The following is an 18,833-nucleotide window of genomic DNA, read 5'->3' on the forward strand; positions in this document are numbered from 1 at the left end:
GCTCTCTCCCTTTTGGGGAGAGGGTCGGGGTGAGGGCTTTCCCTCTTTCGGACACCAATCAACCGCTACACCGTACTACGCTCGCTCACCGCCTCCACTGGCGCAGTTGCCGTCGCCTGATTCGCCTGTTGCTCCTCGCGGAATTTCAGGTTATCCCAGACCCGGAAGAACGGGTAATACATCACCAGCGAGATAGCCAGGTTCACAATCTGCAGAATAGAGCCGGAAACATGGCCGCCAGTCGCTAAATAGCCGCTGACGATAATCGGCGTGGTGAACGGCAGCGCAATCCCCGCAGGCGGCGCTACCAGACCTGTTGCCATCGCCGTGTAGGAGACAATCACCAGCACCACCGGGGTCAAAATAAACGGCACCACCAGGTACGGGTTCATCACCAGCGGAATGCCAAACACCATCGGTTCGCTGATGTTAAACAGGCTGCCCGGTGCGGCAATTTTACCCAGCTGCTTCATTTGCACACTGCGGCTGCGGATCAGCATAAAGATCACCAGACCTAACAGCGCCCCGGTGCCGCCAGGGGCGATCCACAGGTCATAGAACTGCTGGGTAATGATGTGCGGGATAGGCAGGCCGTTCTGGAATGCCGCCAGGTTCTCGGACATATTGGTCAGCCAGACCGGGCGGATAAACACCAGCACGATGGTGTCGCCGTGCAGGCCGAGCGTCCACAGAATACCAATCAGGATCACCGACACGATCATTCCCGGTAACGAGCCGCCAATGTGGCTCATCGGAATGCCGACCAGATCGGTGATCATAGTGTTGATGTCACCAAACGGCGTGGCTTCCACCAGCAGGCGAAGCGCCAGCACCACGGCCAACACGCAAAAACCCGGCACCAGCGCGAGGAACGATTTTGCTACCGCAGGCGGCACGCCCTCCGGCATGCGGATCACCAGATTACGGTTGCTGATAAACCGGTAAATTTCGGTAGAAAGCAGGGCGATCAGAATGGCGACAAACAGCCCCTGGCTACCAATTTGCCCCATGGGCAGCACACCCTTCACAAACTCAGCGGGCCCCCCGGACGGCGGAGTGAACATAATGTTCTGCGGGATGGTCATGATAAAGGCTACCAGCGACACCGCCCCGGCGGTGAGCGGGTCGATGGTGCGGTATTTTTCGGCCAGACGATAGGCGATCCCGAAACTCGAAATAATCGCCATGATGTCATAGGTCGCTTTGACCGGATAAAGCAGCTTGGTCTGCCACGTGGCACCAAACAGATCGGTCATTAGCTGGGGGTAACCCGGCACCGGCAGATAGGCGAAAATCAGGAAGAACGAGCCAATCAGCATGAACGGCATGTTCAGGATGATCCCGTCGCGGACGGAAAGCACGTGCTTTTGCCCGGCGATCTTCAGCGCCACGGGCAGCACATATTTTTCAAGAAACGATTTCTTTGCGGACACGGTTACCCCTGTCCCGGCGCATGGCCGGGCATTATTGTTATTGATTTCTGTTGTGGGGTGGACGTAAAGCATCGCCCACCGGTAAGCGGCGCTAATTAAACTGCGGCAGCCACGCCTTGTTGCTTGCAAGCACTTCATCGAGCAACGCCTGAGCGATATTCACGTCAGCCACCAGCGGGTTCGCTATCAGGGCCAGGAGCGCCTGCTGCTTATCGCCGTGGACCGCCGCTTCAATCGTCAGTCGTTCAAAGTCTTTCACCTGCTGGGTCAGGCCATTCATCAGGGGAGGAAGTTTGCCGAAGGCCAGCGGATGGGCCCCCAGCGCGTCGATCACGCAGTTGGTTTCAATCACCGCGTCGTCCGGCAGCCCCTGAATAGCGCCGTTGTTGGCGGTATTCACCACCATCTGCTTGCCGAGGTTATTGTGCAGGGCGTCGATAAGCTCCAGGGCCACTTCGGAATAGAACGAGCCACCGCGCTGGCTCAACTGCTCCGGCTTTTTGTCGAGCTGCGGGTTGGCGTACAGCTCAAACAGCTCGGCTTCGACTTTCATTACCTGTTCGGCGCGGGTGCCTTTCCCGTTCGCCGCATCCGCCAGCTCGTCTTTGAGCATGGTGCGGGTTTGCCAGAAATAGCGGTGGTACGGGCAAGGGATCGCTTTCAGGGCACGCAGCAGGGCTGGCGGCCACGGAATCGCTTTGATGTTGTTCATCGACAACTGCTCGCCATCGCACAACATCTCAATCACCTCGGCGGTCGCGTCCCGCCCATCGGCAATCACCTCGTGCACCCACACCATGTGGTTGAGCCCGGCGAAGCGCAGCGTGACTTTGTCGTAAGGCAGTTGGAGCATGTCAGCGATGGTGTGGTGCATGGTCACCGGCACGTTGCACAGGCCAACAATGTTGGCGGCGCTGTAGCGGGAAACTGCCTCGGTGACGATCCCCGCCGGGTTGGTGAAATTAATAATCCACGCATTCGGGGCCAGGCGCTCCACGCGTTTAGCAATGTCCAACATCACCGGAATAGTACGCAGTGCTTTTGCAAAACCACCGACACCGGTGGTCTCCTGGCCTAGCAATTCGTGGCTGAGGCCCAGGCGTTCGTCGGCGGCGCGAGCGGGCAGTTGCCCCACGCGAAGCTGGGTCAGCACAAAGCTGGAACCCACAATCGCAGCGTCTGGTTCGTAATGCACCGTCACTTTGACCTGTTCCAAACCTTTGCTGTCGAACATGCGGCGAGCCAGCGCGGCGATGATTTCAACCTTCTGGCGGCCCGCTTTTACATCCACCAGCGCCAGCTCCGTCATCGGCAGGGCGGCATGGCGCAGAATCAGGCCTTCAATCAGTTCCGGGGTGTAGCTGCTGCCCCCGCCCACAACGGTAATTTTCATTGGTTTCTCCCGGTTATCAGGCCATCAGAGTTATGGCTTTATCCAGCACGCGGTCGCCGCGCATGGTGCCGTAATCCATCATGTCGATCACCGCCACGGGTTTGCCGAGAGGAGCCGAAAGCTCGGAAAGGCGGGCCAGTTCGAACTGCACCTGAGGGCCGAGCAGCACCACGTCGGCGCTCTGCAGGTGACTTTCAATTTCGGCCACAGACACCGCGTCAATTTGAATGTCCAGGGCGCGTTTTGTGGCCTCGGCACGCATTTTTTGCACCAGCATGCTGGTGGACATCCCTGCGGCACAACACAACATGATCTTTTTCATTACCTTTATCCTTCAAATTGAAAACGCGTTTCAAACAACAGCGCGTTTATTCAGCATGTATGAAAATTATTTTCATGACCGTGATCTGCGTTGGATTATTGGTTTCCAGAATGTTAAAGGAATAACAAGACTTTTACGGAGGAGGGTGAAACGGCGGCAAGGCATCGCGGCAAAGTTAATTGAAAAATAATTTCAACGCATTATGATGATTTATCCGCCTGTGACGCAGACACAAGGAACCTTTCAGCGATGGATATTGTTTATCACCTGGTCCATGGGTTAGCCGACTCTTCTCCCCAGGAAACGCGGCTGGCCCGCTTTTTTCTGGAGAATTTCTTCCAGCTACCGGATGCCACCATGGAGCAGCTGGCGGCGCGCGCGGGTGTCAGTCAGGCTACGCTCCAGCAGTTCGCGCGTACCATCGGCTGCAGCGATATGAATGATTTCCTCGGCCAGGTTCGCCACCAGCAGCACGACAGCCGGGTACAGGATTTGCTGGCAGCGCCGTCTCAACTGCTGGGGGATGCCGCCTGGGTGGATAATGACACGCTGCAGTTTCTGGCCAACCGGGGCGGCGTGGCGAAAGACGTGCTGGAGCGCTTTTCTCATTCCATAGGGCGGGATGCTGAGGGCGACATTATCAGCCGGATCCGCCAGCGGCTGGCGGAGTTTAGCCAGCAGGAAGCCAGAGTTGCGCAGGCTATTTTGCACGATCCGGGCTTTGCGTCGTCGGCGACAATCGACCAGCTTGCCCAGGCGGCGGGCGTCAGTCCGGCCACTATCACGCGCTTTGCCAGAGCCGCAGGCTGCGACGATATTCGAGATCTACGCATGAAGCTGGCGCAGGCCAGCACCGCCATACCGGGTAGCGAGCTACCGGCTTCCTGGCAACAGCGGTTGAGCGGCATCCAGCAGGCGCTAACGCAGCAACTGGAAACGCTTCCGGAAGCTAATGTTTCGCGCGCCGTTTTGCTGCTGAAGCAAGCGAAAGCGATTCATATTTTCAGCGCAGGCGCGGCAGACACGCCTTTTGCCAGCCTTTTGCAGTACCGCCTGCTGACGCAGGGCCAGCCCGCCAGCGTCTGTTATGATCCTGCCCTGATGAGCTTCACCGCCTCAATGCTGAATCGCGAGCAGGCGATGATCGTCTTTGCCAGCTCGACGCCGGACAGCACCTTGTTAGCGGCCGTGCAGCAGGCCAGGCGGCAGGGCGCAGCCATCGTTATGGTGACGAAAGATCCCGCCAGCGCGGGGCAGGCCGGTGACGTCTGGCTGCCTCCCGGGGAAGGGCATTACGGCGCATTATTGATTGTTGACCTGCTTTGCGATGGGCTTGCCGCCCCCGGCGATGAGCGCGCGATCTGAGTTTTGACGTCAAGGCCGCTTAACCCCCACACAAAGTGTCGTTTTTTGCTATACCTGAAAGGCTTATACCCACAAACAGGATCAAACGATGCGGAGCAAAACGTATTTTAAAGTGGCTTGTCTGGCAGGTTTATTAGCGCTGGCGGGGTGTGCTTCAAAAACCACCGCGCCAGAAAAATACTCTGGGTTTCTAAAAGATTACTCCGGTCTGCAGGAGACAAAATCAGCTACCGGTAAAACCGTTATGCGCTGGGTTGACCCGAACTTCAAACCCGGCAACTACGACAGCCTGGTCTACAATCCGGTGGTCTACTACCCGACGCCAAGGCCCACGACCCAAATAGGCCAGAACACGCTGGATGGTCTGCTGGCGTACACCAACACCAAATTAAAAGCCGCGGCGGCGCAGCGGAAACCGCTCGTCACGACGCCAGGCCCGCACAGCCTTATTTTCCGGGGCGCGATCACCGGCGTGGACAGCAGCAAAGAAGGGCTGCAGTTCTATGAGGTGATCCCGATTGCGATGGTTGTCGCAGGCACGCAAATGGCCACCGGGCACCGCACCATGAATACCGATCTCTATTTCGAAGGCGAACTGATTGATGCGGCAACCAATAAGCCCGTTTTACGCGTGGTCCGTAAGGGCGAAGGGAAAACGCTCAGCAACGAAAATGCCAAAGTCACCGTCGATACCCTGAAACAGGTTGTGGATGATTTGGCCACCGATGCCACGATGTTTGACGTGCCGAATAAATAACCTTTTTTGCAAACAAAAACCGCAGCCCTGAACAAGCTGCGGTTTTTTATTACGCCAGCTTTCTCCGCCACGGCAGCCACTGTTCCGGCTTAGCAAACATCACCAGGTTACCCAGCAGGATCATCACCAGCCCAAGCACGGCGTTCGCGTGCCAGACGTACCCTTCGTAAAGCGTCGACAGCGTCAGCGCCACCAGCGGGAAGAGCAGCGTACTGTAGGCGGCCTGGCTCGCCCCGATGCGGCCTACCAGGGTGAAATAGGCGCCAAAGGCTATCACCGAACCAAAAATCGCCAGATAAAGCAGCGAGCCAAGGTAGCGCACGGTGAAATCCGGCATAAACGATTCGCCGCTCGCCAGCGCCACGACGCCCATAATTGCCGTGCCGTAAAACATCGCATAGGTATTGGTGGACAGCGTTTCCAGGCCCCGGCCTTGATGACGGGCACTGATCATATTCCCCAGCGAAAAACCAAAGGTGCCGAGCGCGCTAAGGCCGATGCCGATCAGCAGCGAAGGCGCCAGTTGAGTGGCTGCAAGATCGTGCCAGAACAGGGCCACGATGCCGGCAATGCCCAGCGCGGCAGCGGGCAATACGCGGGGAGACGGTTTCTTGCGGAAAAACAGAAAATTGTTGAAGGCGTTGAACAGCACCGCCATTGAGAAGATCACCGACTCCAGACCGGAGCTGATATAGGCCGCCGCGTGGTAGAAGCAGAAGAAGTTGAAGCCGAACACGCACGAGCCCTGCAGGACGCAAAACAGGTGGTCTTTGAGCCCGATACGCTTCAGGCGGCCCAGCGCGAGCAGCACAACAAGCATCACCACGGCCGCCACGGCAAAGCGCCAGAAAATAGACACGGGAACTGAAACGACCCCCTGTTGCATATAAATGGCAATCCAGGTCGTTCCCCAAATCACCACCACCAGAATATAAAGCAAAGCGTTCATTGTTGTTCTCGTCAGTCAAAACCAGATGACGAGTCTCCTTTTTTTTCCGCTCTGCGACTTTCATCCGGGCCAGCGACTTGCATATTCTTGCGGTTTTTTTTCACGGCGGCAGTGGCGACGGCGGCGCGCAGTCCTTACACTAGCCATTATGTTCCAGAAGCCGACTCCCGCTATGACCGCGCCATACCACGCCTTTGAAAACCTGCAGCAGCACAAAGCCCGCCTGAACGGCAGCGTTCAGCTTGGCTCAGGGATTCAGCTGGCCGCCTGGTCCAACGGAAATGACTGCATTACCCAGCGCTGCGATCACCACACGCTGAGCCTGTACGTGACCGAAGGGTACGAAACGTATCAAAAAACGAGCTCAGGCTGGCGCAACGGCGGCGGCCCGGATCGCTTCTGCATTATGCCGGAAGACAGTGAGTCAACCTGGGACGTGCGGGATGACTTCTCGTTTGTGCACCTGTACTGCACCGACGAGCATTTGAAAGAGATTGCCGTGCAGATTTGGGACCGCAGCCCGGCGGCCATCAACCTTGATGAAAAAACCTTTGCCGACGACCCGCGCATAACCCTGCTTTATCGTCACTTTCTGCTGAGCAGCGACTGGCAGCAGCGGGCTAATCACCTGACGCTAAGCACGGCTTCTACGCTGCTGTTGACGCATCTCGTGCAGCATTACAGCAGCGTGCAGTGGAAACTGCCGACGGTGCGCGGCGGGCTGGCGCCGGCGGTACTGCGCAATGCCCAGGCGTATATCGAGCAGAACCTGAGTGAGGCGCTGACCCTGGGTGAACTTGCCCGGCTGGCGGATCTCAGCGAATACCACTTTGCACGTATGTTTAAACAGTCCACCGGCCTGGCGCCACATCAGTACGTGATGCAGCGCAGAATGGCAAAGGCGGAAATACTGGTTCGTCAGGGAAAACTGCCGTTGACGGAGATCGCGATGGCCTGCGGGTTTAGTTCGCCCAGCCACTTCAGCACCCGCTTTAAAAGCGTCTTTGGCGCAACGCCCTCGCAGCTACGCGCGCTTCAGCCTTGAAAGCGCGGTGTAGCAAATCCCCCCGGCGATCACCCCCCAAAATGCAGAGCTGACGCCCAGCAGATTGACGCCTGAGGCGGTCACCAGAAACGTCACGACGGCGGCGTCTCTGTCGTGCTCGTGGTTCAGCGCCTGATGCAGGCTTCCGGCAATGGTGCCCAGCAGGGCCAGCCCGGCAAGGGTATGGATCCAGGCGAGCGGCAGGGCCGTCAGCAGCGTCGAGATCGCCCCGCCAAACAGGCCGGCCAATAAGTAAAATACCCCAGCAGCAGCGGCGGCAAGCCAGCGTTTGTCTTTGTCGGGATGGGCTTCAGCGCTCTGGCAAATGGCGGCGGTGATGGCGGCGATGCAAACCGAAAATACCCCGAATGGTGCCAGCAGCAGGGCTATTAACGCCGTTACGACAATCAGCGGTGAAACCGGGACTTTGTAGCCGGAGGCCGCCAGCGTGGCGACGCCGGGGGCGTTTTGCGAGGCCATGGTCACCAGGAAGAAGGGTACGCCGATGCCCAGCAGGCTGGCGAGGCTAAATGAGGGGGCGATGAATTCCGGCACCACGACAGAAACCGGGACGCTCCCGGCGTGAAGCTCGCCGCTGATAAAGCAAATCAGCAGACCAACCAGCATGGCGACAACCACGGCATAGCGCGGGGCAAACACCTTCGCCAACAGCCAGCCGGCCAGCATACTGATGCACAGTAAGAAGTGACCCTGTAACGATGTGAAGGTGTCGAGGCCAAACCGCAGTAAAACCCCGGCCAGCATGGCGGCGGAGAGCGTAGGCGGGATCAGGCGCATCAGCCTGGCGAACAGCCCGGTGAGGCCGCAGATCAGGATCAGCCCAGAGGCGAAAATAAAAATGCCCACCGCCTCGTTCAGGCTGTAGCCCGGCAGGCTGGTGGCCAGCAGCGCCGCGCCCGGCGTGGACCAGGCTGTGAGTATTGGCGCGCGATACCATAGCGTTAACCCCAGCGTGCTGATGCCCATCGCCAGGCCCAGCATTGTCAGCCAGCCAGCGATTTGGTGTGGGCTGGCACCTGCGGCATCTGCCGCCTGCCAGATAATGGCGGCGGAGCTGGCATAGCCGACCAGGACGGCAACAAAACCGGCCAGAACGGTGGGAAACGGGGGCAGAGAAAGGCGCATGGTTGGCTCGCTGTGCGTTATAACGTCCGGGGAATATAGCATCGTGCGTTATAGCGCACAAGGCGCTATACTGCGCCCTTAACGGGAGGAGAGAATGGATATAGCGCAACATCTGGCAAACACCCTGAAAGGCCTGCGTCAGGCCAGAGGCTGGAGCCTGACCTTCGCGGCGGAACAAACCGGCGTGTCGAAAGCGATGCTCGGGCAGATCGAGCGCAACGAATCCAGCCCGACCGTCGCCACATTATGGAAGATTGCCACCGGCTTTAACGTGCCGTTTTCGGTTTTCCTCGAAGCCGGTTCCGCACCCGTGCGCCCGGTCTTTGACCCGCAGCACCGGGAAATGGTGGTGGTGCCGATTTTTCCTTACGATCCGCACCTGCGTTTTGACCACTTTTCTATTCGCCTCGCCCCCGGCGCGCTCAGCGAGTCGTCGGCGCACGACAGCGGCGTTATCGAGCATGTGGTGGTGATAAGCGGCGTGTTGGATATGAATGTTGACGGAGAATGGCAGACGTTGCAGGCCGGAGATGGCTTAAAATTCTACGGCGATAGCCCTCACGCGTACCGTAATTCAGGTGCCGATGAGACGCATTTTCACTCGCTGATTCACTATCCGGTGACGACGGCATAATCCCTCTGTTTTTGCGCGGGGGAAGTGACTACAATAGCCGCCTTTCGCCATTACAGAACACGACAAATTTTATGCGCCTGCACGCAAATCAACTTGAATTACTCAGCCCTGCCCGTGATACCGCCATCGCCCGCGAAGCCATTCTCCATGGCGCGGATGCGGTTTACATCGGTGGGCCTGGCTTTGGCGCTCGCCACAACGCCGGTAACAGCTTGCAAGACCTGGCCGAACTGGTGCCGTTTGCCCACCGCTACGGGGCGAAAATTTTTGTTACCCTGAACACCATTCTGCATGATGACGAACTGGAGCCTGCGCGCTCGATGATCGTCGACCTGTACGAAGCCGGGGTTGATGCGCTGATCGTGCAGGATATGGGCGTGCTGGAAATGGATCTGCCGCCGATCGAGCTGCACGCCAGTACCCAGTGCGACATTCGTAGCGTGGAAAAAGCGAAGTTTCTGTCCGATGCAGGTTTCTCGCAAATCGTGCTGGCGCGCGAGCTGAACCTGCAGCAAATTGCCGCCATTCACCAGAATGTTGACGCGACGATTGAATTCTTCATTCACGGCGCGCTGTGCGTGGCGTATTCCGGGCAGTGTAATATTTCCCACGCCCAGACCGGGCGCAGCGCCAACCGCGGCGACTGCTCGCAGGCCTGCCGCCTGCCGTACACCCTGAAAGACGATCAGGGCCGCGTCGTAGCCTACGAAAAACACCTGCTGTCGATGAAAGACAACGATCAGAGCGCCAACCTGGCGGCGCTGGTCGAGGCGGGCGTGCGCTCCTTCAAAATTGAAGGGCGTTACAAAGACATGAGCTACGTGAAAAACATCACCGCGTACTACCGCCAACTGCTGGACGAGCTGATGGAAGGGCGCAGCGACCTGACCCGTGCGTCTTCCGGCGTGACATCGCACTACTTTATTCCGTCCCCGGACAAAACGTTCCACCGCGGCAGCACTGACTACTTCGTGAACGAGCGCAAAATCGACATCGGTGCGTTCGACTCGCCAAAATTTATTGGCCTGCCGGTGGGCGAAGTGCTGAAAGTGAGCAAAGACCACCTCGACGTGACCACTACCGATACGTTGACTAACGGCGATGGCCTGAACGTGCTGATCAAGCGTGAAATCGTCGGCTTCCGCGCTAATACGGTGGAAAAAACCGGAAAAAATCAGTATCGCGTCTGGCCAAACGAAATGCCGGAAACGCTGAAAAAAGTGCGCCCGAACCACCCGCTGAACCGTAACCTGGACCACAACTGGCAGCAGGCGCTGCTGAAAACCTCCAGCGAGCGCCGCGTGGCGGTGGATATCGAACTGAGCGGCAGCCAGCAGCAGTTGGTGATGAAAGCCACCAGCGAAGAGGGCGTCAGCGTCAGTCAAACGCTCGTCGGCCAGTTTGACGTCGCCAATAACCCGCAGAAAGCGTTCGACAGCCTGCGTGACGGCCTGACCAAGCTGGGCCAGACCATGTACTCCGCGCGGAAAGTGAACATCTTGCTGGAAGAAGCTTTATTTGTGCCAAACGCCCAGCTTAACCAGCTGCGCCGTGATGCCATTGAAGCGCTGACCGAAGCGCGGTTGCAAAACTACCAGCGCGGCATCCGTAAAGCGGTGAGCGTGCCGCCGCCGGTCTACCCGGACAGCCATTTAAGCTTCCTGGCGAACGTGTATAACCATAAAGCGCGTGAGTTTTATCACCGCTATGGCGTGCAGCTGATTGACGCTGCCTATGAAGCACATGAAGAGAAGGGCGAAGTGCCGGTGATGATCACCAAGCACTGCCTGCGCTTTGCGTTTAACCTTTGCCCGAAACAGGCAAAAGGGAACATCAAGAGCTGGAAAGCGACCCCAATGCAGCTGGTGCACGGCGATGAAGTGCTGACGCTGAAATTTGACTGCCGCCCGTGCGAAATGCACGTCATCGGCAAGATGAAGAACCACATCCTGAAGATGCCGCTGCCGGGGAGCGTGGTGGCATCCATTAGCCCGGACGATTTGATGAAAACGCTGCCGGGGAAAGCGAAGCGTTAATTTCATTGCTTATTATTTAAAACCGCCTGCTTCAGGCGGTTTTTTTAACCACGCAGGGAGGATGCATTATTATTTGTCACTTACGGAATTATTCCGCTATTCAACAAACATGCCTTAATCATGATATTCAGATGACAAGCAGGGGTTGTGAAGGGCATAGGCTCGCCAGCCGACGCTTAACGTCACGATTTTTCGTTATATCTCATTTTCTTAATACTGTTCTAAGATTTCTTTGTTAAATTCTTTTCATTGATAAGATGTTTAGCTAAACAGGCCGTACTTCCCTAGTGTTGTGCTTTTATTTAATTAGCCTGATTCATTATCCCGTCAGCTTTTGGCGTTTAGCGATTTAATAAGGAATCCACGTAATGAGTGATTTTCTGCCTTTTTCACGCCCGGCGTTAGGTGCGGAAGAAATTGCAGCGGTAACGGAAGTCATGCAATCCGGCTGGATCACAACCGGGCCGAAAAACCAGGCGCTTGAGAAAGCATTTTGCGACTTAACCGGCAATAAACATGCCATTGCGGTAAGCTCGGCCACCGGCGGGATGCACGTTACCCTGATGGCGCTTGGGCTGCAGGCGGGTGACGAGGTGATTACTCCCTCGCTGACCTGGGTCTCCACGCTCAACATGATTGTGCTGCTGGGCGCCGAACCGGTGATGATCGACGTCGATCGCGACACGCTGATGGTTACGCCAGAAGCCATTGAAGCGGCCATTACTCCACGCACTAAAGCGATCATTCCCGTGCACTACGCGGGCGCGCCTGCCGACATCGACGCTATTCGCGCCATCGGGGAACGTCACGGCATTCCGGTGATTGAAGATGCTGCGCACGCCGCGGGCACCGAGTATAAAGGCAAGCACGTTGGCGGCAAGGGCACGGCTATCTTCTCTTTCCACGCCATCAAAAACATGACCTGCGCCGAAGGCGGCCTGATCGTCACCGACGACGACCAGTTTGCTAACCGCATTCGTAGCCTGAAATTCCACGGTCTGGGCGTAGATGCCTTTGACCGTCAGACGCATGGCCGCGCGCCGCAGGCTGAAGTTATCTCCCCGGGGTTCAAATACAACCTTGCGGACATTAACGCGGCTATCGCGCTGGTGCAGCTGGGCAAGCTGGAGCAAATCAACGTCCGTCGGCAGGAAATCGCCGAACGCTACCTCAAAGAGCTGGCCGACACGCCATTCCTGCCGTTGGCCACCCCGACCTGGCAGCATCGCCATGCCTGGCATCTGTTTATCATCCGCGTGGATGAAGCCACCTGCGGCATTTCCCGCAGCGGCCTGATGGAAGCGCTGAAAGAGCGCGGCATCGGCACCGGCCTGCACTTCCGCGCGGCGCACACCCAGAAGTATTACCGCGAGCGCTATCCGCAGCTTCAACTGCCGAACAGCGACTGGAACAGCGAGCGCATTTGCTCTATTCCACTGTTCCCAACCATGACCGACGATGACACTTCCCGCGTCATTACCGCTTTACGTGAAATAGCAGGACTCTAAGATGACGACCCCGGAACCGATCAAGAAAGTTTCCGTTGTGATCCCGGTGTACAACGAACAGGACAGCCTGCCTGAACTGCTGCGTCGTACCACTGAAGCTTGTCAAAAGCTGAACCGTGATTACGAAATTCTCCTTATTGATGATGGCAGCAGCGATGACTCTGCCGCCATGCTGACCCGCGCGGCAGAAGCCCCGGACAGCCACATCGTCGCGGTGCTGCTGAACCGTAACTATGGCCAGCACTCGGCCATTATGGCGGGCTTTAGCCACGTCACCGGCGATCTTATCGTCACCCTGGATGCTGACCTGCAGAACCCGCCGGAAGAGATCCCGCGCCTGGTTGAGAAAGCCGACGAAGGCTATGACGTGGTGGGCACAGTGCGCCAGAACCGTCAGGACAGTTGGTTCCGCAAGCGTGCGTCAAAAATGATCAACCACCTGATCCAGCGCACCACCGGTAAAGCGATGGGCGACTACGGCTGTATGCTGCGCGCCTACCGCCGCCATATCATCGACGCGATGCTGCACTGCCACGAACGCAGTACCTTTATCCCGATTCTGGCCAACACCTTTGCCCGCCGCGCCATCGAAATCCCGGTGCACCACGACGAGCGTCAGTTTGGCGACTCGAAGTACAGCTTCATGCGCCTGATCAACCTGATGTATGACCTGATCACCTGCCTGACCACAACGCCGCTGCGTTTACTTAGCGTCGTCGGCAGCATTATCGCACTGTCCGGTTTTGCCCTCGCGGTACTGCTGGTGGTGTTACGTCTTGCTCTTGGCCCGCAGTGGGCTGCGGACGGGGTGTTTATGCTCTTCGCCGTTCTGTTCACCTTTATTGGCGCCCAGTTCATCGGAATGGGGCTGCTGGGTGAGTACATTGGCCGTATCTATAACGACGTGCGTGCTCGCCCTCGTTACTTTATTCAACGCGTAGTTAGCAGTGAAACCGCTTTATCTTCAGAGGAAAATCAATAATGAAAGCAGTTGTTTTCGCCTATCACGATATGGGCTGTGTGGGTGTTCGTGCCCTGGTTGAAGCAGGCTATGACATTGCAGCAATTTATACTCACCCGGATAACGCCGCTGAGAATAACTTCTTCGGTTCTGTGGCCCGCACGGCGGCAGAATTCGGCATCCCGGTTTTTGCTCCTGAAGATGTGAACCACCCGCTGTGGGTCGACCGCATTAAAGACGCACAGCCTGAAGTGATTTTCTCCTTCTACTACCGCAACCTGCTGAGCGAAGAGATTCTGGACTGCGCTTCCGTCGGGGCATTTAACCTCCACGGCTCCCTGCTGCCTAAATTCCGTGGCCGCGCGCCGCTGAACTGGGTGCTGGTGAAAGGTGAAACCGAAACGGGCGTTACCCTGCATCGCATGGTGAAACGCGCGGACGCGGGCGACATCGTTGCTCAGGAACGCGTGGCGATTGCCGCAGAAGATACTGCCCTGACCCTGCACCACAAACTGTGCGAAACCGCGAAATCCCTGCTGGCGAAAAGCCTGCCGGTGATCAAAACCGGTCACTTCCCGCAGACCGCTCAGGACGAATCCAAAGCGACCTATTTCGGCGGCCGTTCGCCTAAAGATGGCGCGATCAGCTGGGAAGGCTCTGCAGCAGAAGCTAACAACCTGGTGCGTGCGGTGACCGAACCGTGGCCAGGCGCGTTCAGCTACGTGGGCGGCGGCAAATTCATCATCTGGAAAAGCCGCGTGCTGGAAAGCAACAATGGCGCGAAAGCCGGGACAGTTATCTCCGTTAACCCGCTGGTGATTGCCTGCGGCACCGGTGCTCTGGAAGTCGTGACCGGCCAGGCTGAAAACGGCGTGTACATGCAGGGTTCCCAGCTGGCACAGTCTCTGGGCCTGGTTAGCGGCGCGATTCTGAGCAGCAAACCTGTTTCCGCTATCAAACGTCGTACCCGCGTACTGATTCTGGGCGTGAACGGCTTTATCGGTAATCACCTGACCGAACGTCTGCTGCGTGATGACAACTTCGAAATCTTCGGCCTGGACATCGGTTCCGACGCGATTTCTCGCTTCATCGGCAACGAGCGTTTCCACTTTGTGGAAGGTGACATCAGCATTCACTCCGAGTGGATCGAATACCACATTAAGAAGTGTGACGTTGTTCTGCCGCTGGTAGCCATCGCGACGCCAATCGAATACACCCGTAACCCGCTGCGAGTGTTCGAACTCGACTTCGAAGAGAACCTGAAGATCATCCGCGACTGCGTGAAATACAAAAAACGCATTATCTTCCCGTCCACCTCCGAAGTGTACGGCATGTGCACCGACAAGTCGTTTGACGAAGATAACTCCCCGCTGATCGTTGGGCCAATCAACAAACAGCGCTGGATCTACTCCGTGTCCAAACAGCTGCTTGACCGTGTTATCTGGGCATACGGCGAAAAAGAAGGGCTGCGCTTCACGCTGTTCCGTCCGTTTAACTGGATGGGCCCGCGTCTGGACAACCTGAACGCCGCGCGTATCGGTAGCTCCCGTGCCATTACCCAGCTGATCCTGAACCTGGTAGAAGGTTCTCCGATCAAGCTTATCGACGGCGGCAAGCAGAAGCGCTGCTTCACCGACATCGGCGACGGCATCGAAGCGCTGTTCCGCATTATTGAAAACAAAAACAATAACTGTGACGGCCAGATCATCAACATCGGTAACCCGGACAACGAAGCGAGCATCAAACAGCTGGCAGAAATGCTGCTGGAAAGCTTCGAACGTCATCCGCTGCGTAGCCAGTTCCCACCGTTCGCCGGTTTCCGCGAAGTGGAAAGCAGCGCCTACTACGGCAAAGGTTATCAGGACGTTGAGCACCGTAAGCCAAGCATCCGCAACGCCCAGCGCCTGCTGGAGTGGACGCCTGAAGTGCACATGGAAAAAACCATCGACGAGACGCTGGACTTCTTCCTGAAAACCGTTGAGCTGACGGACCCTGCTTCATGAGAAAAGTCGGCCTGCGTATTGATGTCGACACCTGGCGAGGCACCCGTGAAGGGGTGCCAAACCTTCTGGAGACGCTAAGTTTACACTCGACTCAGGCAACCTTTTTCTTCAGCGTTGGGCCAGACAACATGGGGCGCCACTTGTGGCGCCTGATCAAGCCTAAATTCCTGTGGAAGATGCTGCGCTCCAACGCAGCATCGCTGTATGGCTGGGACATTCTGCTGGCGGGTACCGCCTGGCCGGGGCGCGTGATTGGCGCAGGCAACGCAGAGGTTATCGCGGCGGCGGCGGACCACCATGAGGTGGGCCTCCATGCCTGGGATCACCATGCCTGGCAGGCCTGGGCGGGCGTCTGGGAACAGGACAAGCTCGAACAGCAAATTCGCCGTGGGCTGGATGCGCTGCAGAAAATTGTCGGGCAGCCTGTAAACTGCTCGGCCGTGGCGGGCTGGCGTGCTGACCAGCGCGTGGTGAAAGCGAAAGCCGCTTTCCCGTTCCAGTACAACAGCGACTGCCGTGGTACTACGCCGTTTATCCCCGTTCTGTCTAACGGTAGCGAGGCTGCGGTGCAAATTCCCGTGACGCTGCCAACGTGGGACGAGGTGATTGGTACCGAAGTCAGTAAAGAGAACTTTAACCGCTTTATCCTGGATAAAATTCACCAGGACAGCGGCACACCGGTTTACACCATTCATGCCGAAGTCGAAGGGATGGTGATGCGAGATTCCTTTAGTGAATTGCTGGCGATGGCTGCCGCCGAGGGGGTTCAGTTCTGCCCGCTTAGCGAGCTTCTGCCGGACGATTTATCCACGCTGCCGAGAGGCAAAATTGTGCGCGGGACAATTCCAGGCCGCGAAGGCTGGCTGGGTTGCCAACAACTTATAGAGTCGTGAACCGATGAAATCTGCAAAATATGGAATGACCCTTCTGGTCTGTTTTGCCTTGCTTTACCTTGTCCCTCTGGAGTTTCGTCACCTGTGGCAGCCGGATGAGACGCGCTATGCGGAAATCAGCCGTGAAATGCTGCTGTCTGGCAACTGGATCGTTCCTCATTTCCTTGATCTGCGCTATTTCGAAAAGCCGGTGGCGGGGTACTGGATCAACAACATCAGCCAATTCATCTTCGGTCATAACAATTTTGCCGTGCGTTTTGGTTCCGTGTTTTCGGTGACCCTGAGCGCGCTGCTGACCTACTGGCTGGCGTTCCGCCTGTGGCGCGATAAAACGATCGCGGTGCTGGCCGGGGTTATTTTCCTCACCTGCCTGCTGGTCTACGGCATCGGCACGTATTCCGTGCTCGACCCGATGATCACCCTGTGGCTGACGGCGGCGATGTGCAGCTTCTGGCTGGCCAGTACCGCACAAACCACCGGCGGCAAGATGGGTGGCTACGTGCTGCTGGGCCTGGCCTGCGGCATGGGCGTGATGACCAAAGGGTTCCTGGCGCTTGCGGTGCCGGTGATTGGCGTTCTGCCGTGGGTGATTGCACAGAAACGCTGGAAAGAGGTGTTGTTGTTCGGGCCGCTGGCGGTGCTGAGCGCCGTGCTAATTACGCTGCCGTGGGCGATTGCGATCGCCAAAGCCGAGCCTGACTTCTGGCACTACTTCTTCTGGGTGGAGCACATTCAGCGCTTCGCTGAGAAAGACGCGCAGCATAAAGCCCCGTTCTGGTACTACATTCCGTTCCTGATTGCAGGCTCTCTGCCATGGCTTGCTCTGCTGCCGGGCGCGCTGAAAAGCGGCTGGAAAAGCCGAGGCGAGCAGGGCGGCGCGTTCTACCTGCTGGGCTGGGTTGTGATGCCGTTGCTGTTCTTTAGCATCGCTAAAGGCAAACTGCCGACCTACATTCTGCCGTGCTTTGCACCGCTGGCGATCCTGATGGCGCGTCACGCCGTTGAGCTGGCGAAAAGCGGCTCCGCTATTTTACGTGTCAACGGCTGGATTAACCTGCTGTTTGGGGCGGCCTGCGTGATCACGGTGGCATTCTTCCTGGCACCGTGGGGTCTGGCAAGACATCCGGTGTATGCCGCCAATGAAACGCTGAAAGTGGTGCTGGCGTGCGTGGCCTTTGCCGTCTGGGGGCTGTTCGGTCTTTTGACCCTGAGTCAGACCGCGAAACGCTGGTACTGGGCGGCGCTGTGCCCGCTGGGTCTGGCGCTGCTGGTGGGTGTGGTGATCCCATCGAAAGTGGAAAACTCCAAGCAGCCGCAGGCGTTCATTCATGAAATGCGTCCGCAGCTGGAAGACAGTCGCTACATCTTCACCAACAACGTCGGCATTGCCGCCGGAGTGGCATGGGAGCTGAAGCGGAGCGATATCAATCTTTATAATCAGGCGGGCGAGCTGCGCTACGGCCTTGATTATCCGGATGTATCTAACCGCTTTGTTTACGGTGATGAGTTCGCATCCTGGCTGGCGGAACACCGCAAGCTGGGCAAAGTGTCGCTGATGCTGCTGGTGTCGAATAACACCGATCTCAATGACCTGAAGCTGCCGGAGCCGGATCACCGGGCCAACAGCGGGCGCTTTGTGCTGTTTGAGTACGACGCGCAGCCATGAATATTGCGCTGATTATTCTGGCCAGTTTGCTTAGCTGCGGCGGGCAGCTGTGCCAGAAGCAGGCGGCTCAGGGGGCGGGGCGCCGCCACCTGATGCTGTGGCTTGGGCTGAGCGTTCTGTTATTAGGGCTGGGGATGCTCGTCTGGCTGCTGGTGCTCCAGCACGTCGAGGTGAGCATCGCTTACCCCATGCTGAGCCTGAACTTTATTTTTGTCACCCTTGCCGCGCGCTGGATCTGGAAAGAGAAAATTTCGGCGCACCACTGGCTGGGCGTGATGCTGATCATTCTGGGGATTATCGCGCTGGGAGGGCACGCCTGATGGGCTATATCTGGGCGTTAATGAGCGTGCTGCTGGTCAGCGGGGCGCAGCTCAGCATGAAATGGGCGATGGTTCAGTTTCCTCCCGCCGCCGCGAGCCTTGAGTTTATTCAGGCCGTGTTGTTTGGCGGTTACGGGCTGCTGGCGCTGATCGGCGGGCTCGCGGCCTACGCGTTTTCCATGGGCTGCTGGTATATGGCGTTGAAACGCATTCCGCTCAGTAAAGCGTATCCGCTTTTAAGCCTGAGCTATGTGCTGGTGTGGTTCGCGGCTATTAATCTGCCGTGGCTTAACGAAGCGTTCAGTCCGGGCAAACTTCTCGGCGTGGCGGCGATTTTCGTCGGCCTGGTGCTGATTTGCCTGCCTCATCAGCTACGCCACAAAAAGGAAAAGTAATGCGCTA

Annotated in this window: 17 protein-coding genes; 12 read left to right on the top strand and 5 right to left on the bottom strand. The window is 57.5% G+C overall.

The genetic code is table 11. The features are described 5' to 3' along the window. Window positions 1–65 precede the first annotated feature (65 nt). From celB to AAIE02_RS05855, 3 genes are all read right to left on the bottom strand, one after another. Window positions 66–1,433 carry a PTS cellobiose transporter subunit IIC gene (gene celB / locus AAIE02_RS05845; protein WP_008460739.1) on the bottom strand — a complete coding sequence of 456 codons (1,368 nt, stop codon included), beginning with the start codon at window positions 1,431–1,433 and terminating at the stop codon, window positions 66–68. 91 nt (window positions 1,434–1,524) lie between these two features. Further along, window positions 1,525–2,826, bottom strand: coding sequence for a 6-phospho-beta-glucosidase (locus AAIE02_RS05850; protein WP_498532149.1), 1,302 nt, complete (start codon window positions 2,824–2,826; stop codon window positions 1,525–1,527). Window positions 2,827–2,842: 16 nt separating this feature from the next. Continuing rightward, window positions 2,843–3,148: a PTS sugar transporter subunit IIB gene (locus AAIE02_RS05855; RefSeq protein ID WP_008460736.1), complete on the bottom strand. Its 306-nt coding sequence runs from the start codon at window positions 3,146–3,148 to the stop codon at window positions 2,843–2,845. Between the two features lie 249 nt (window positions 3,149–3,397). On the opposite strand from AAIE02_RS05855, the gene AAIE02_RS05860 reads away from it, so the two are divergent. Both AAIE02_RS05860 and AAIE02_RS05865 read left to right on the top strand, forming a co-directional pair. After that, a complete protein-coding gene (locus tag AAIE02_RS05860) occupies window positions 3,398–4,513 on the top strand; it encodes an SIS domain-containing protein (RefSeq protein WP_166994216.1) in 1,116 nt (371 codons plus the stop codon). Between the two features lie 88 nt (window positions 4,514–4,601). Further along, window positions 4,602–5,270: a DUF3313 domain-containing protein gene (locus AAIE02_RS05865; protein WP_166874594.1), complete on the top strand. Its 669-nt coding sequence runs from the start codon at window positions 4,602–4,604 to the stop codon at window positions 5,268–5,270. A 49-nt stretch (window positions 5,271–5,319) separates the two neighbouring features. Here AAIE02_RS05865 and AAIE02_RS05870 read toward each other — a convergent pair whose 3' ends face one another. After that, complete coding sequence (locus tag AAIE02_RS05870; protein WP_498532150.1) at window positions 5,320–6,219, bottom strand: DMT family transporter; 900 nt, start codon at window positions 6,217–6,219, stop codon at window positions 5,320–5,322. A gap of 172 nt (window positions 6,220–6,391) precedes the next feature. On the opposite strand from AAIE02_RS05870, the gene AAIE02_RS05875 reads away from it, so the two are divergent. Beyond that, window positions 6,392–7,264 (top strand): helix-turn-helix domain-containing protein, encoded by an 873-nt coding sequence (locus AAIE02_RS05875; RefSeq protein WP_498532151.1) that lies wholly within the window; start codon window positions 6,392–6,394, stop codon window positions 7,262–7,264. Here the strand turns inward: AAIE02_RS05875 and AAIE02_RS05880 are convergent. After that, entirely contained in the window at window positions 7,244–8,410 is a 1,167-nt protein-coding gene (locus tag AAIE02_RS05880; protein ID WP_498532152.1) for a benzoate/H(+) symporter BenE family transporter, read from the bottom strand. The genes AAIE02_RS05875 and AAIE02_RS05880 overlap by 21 nt on opposite strands. 94 nt (window positions 8,411–8,504) lie before the next feature. Between AAIE02_RS05880 and AAIE02_RS05885 the strand changes: the two genes are divergently transcribed. The 9 genes from AAIE02_RS05885 to arnF all read left to right on the top strand — a co-directional run bounded on the left by AAIE02_RS05885 (window position 8,505) and on the right by arnF (window position 18,826). Continuing rightward, the gene (locus AAIE02_RS05885) at window positions 8,505–9,044 is read left to right on the top strand and encodes a helix-turn-helix domain-containing protein (RefSeq protein ID WP_008460728.1); all 540 of its coding nucleotides are present in this window, start codon (window positions 8,505–8,507) and stop codon (window positions 9,042–9,044) included. A gap of 71 nt (window positions 9,045–9,115) precedes the next feature. Further along, complete coding sequence (locus AAIE02_RS05890) at window positions 9,116–11,080, top strand: peptidase U32 family protein (RefSeq protein ID WP_166994222.1); 1,965 nt, start codon at window positions 9,116–9,118, stop codon at window positions 11,078–11,080. A gap of 368 nt (window positions 11,081–11,448) precedes the next feature. Next, window positions 11,449–12,588 carry a UDP-4-amino-4-deoxy-L-arabinose aminotransferase gene (gene arnB / locus AAIE02_RS05895; protein WP_008460726.1) on the top strand — a complete coding sequence of 380 codons (1,140 nt, stop codon included), beginning with the start codon at window positions 11,449–11,451 and terminating at the stop codon, window positions 12,586–12,588. 1 nt (window position 12,589) lies between these two features. Beyond that, a complete protein-coding gene (gene arnC / locus AAIE02_RS05900) occupies window positions 12,590–13,570 on the top strand; it encodes an undecaprenyl-phosphate 4-deoxy-4-formamido-L-arabinose transferase (protein WP_008460725.1) in 981 nt (326 codons plus the stop codon). Then, window positions 13,570–15,552 (top strand): bifunctional UDP-4-amino-4-deoxy-L-arabinose formyltransferase/UDP-glucuronic acid oxidase ArnA, encoded by a 1,983-nt coding sequence (gene arnA / locus AAIE02_RS05905; protein WP_008460722.1) that lies wholly within the window; start codon window positions 13,570–13,572, stop codon window positions 15,550–15,552. The genes arnC and arnA overlap by 1 nt, the downstream gene beginning before the upstream one ends. After that, window positions 15,549–16,445: a 4-deoxy-4-formamido-L-arabinose-phosphoundecaprenol deformylase gene (gene arnD / locus AAIE02_RS05910; RefSeq protein ID WP_336982714.1), complete on the top strand. Its 897-nt coding sequence runs from the start codon at window positions 15,549–15,551 to the stop codon at window positions 16,443–16,445. Before arnA ends, arnD begins: the two co-directional genes overlap by 4 nt. A 4-nt stretch (window positions 16,446–16,449) precedes the next feature. After that, complete coding sequence (gene arnT, locus AAIE02_RS05915; RefSeq protein ID WP_008460717.1) at window positions 16,450–18,111, top strand: lipid IV(A) 4-amino-4-deoxy-L-arabinosyltransferase; 1,662 nt, start codon at window positions 16,450–16,452, stop codon at window positions 18,109–18,111. Further along, window positions 18,108–18,431, top strand: coding sequence for a 4-amino-4-deoxy-L-arabinose-phosphoundecaprenol flippase subunit ArnE (gene arnE, locus AAIE02_RS05920; RefSeq protein WP_008460715.1), 324 nt, complete (start codon window positions 18,108–18,110; stop codon window positions 18,429–18,431). Before arnT ends, arnE begins: the two co-directional genes overlap by 4 nt. After that, window positions 18,431–18,826, top strand: a complete 396-nt coding sequence (gene arnF / locus AAIE02_RS05925; protein WP_008460713.1) for a 4-amino-4-deoxy-L-arabinose-phosphoundecaprenol flippase subunit ArnF — start codon at window positions 18,431–18,433, stop codon at window positions 18,824–18,826. Before arnE ends, arnF begins: the two co-directional genes overlap by 1 nt. The last annotated feature ends 7 nt before the right edge of the window (window positions 18,827–18,833 follow it).

This window comes from Cedecea sp. Ae19-4, from assembly GCF_059801165.1.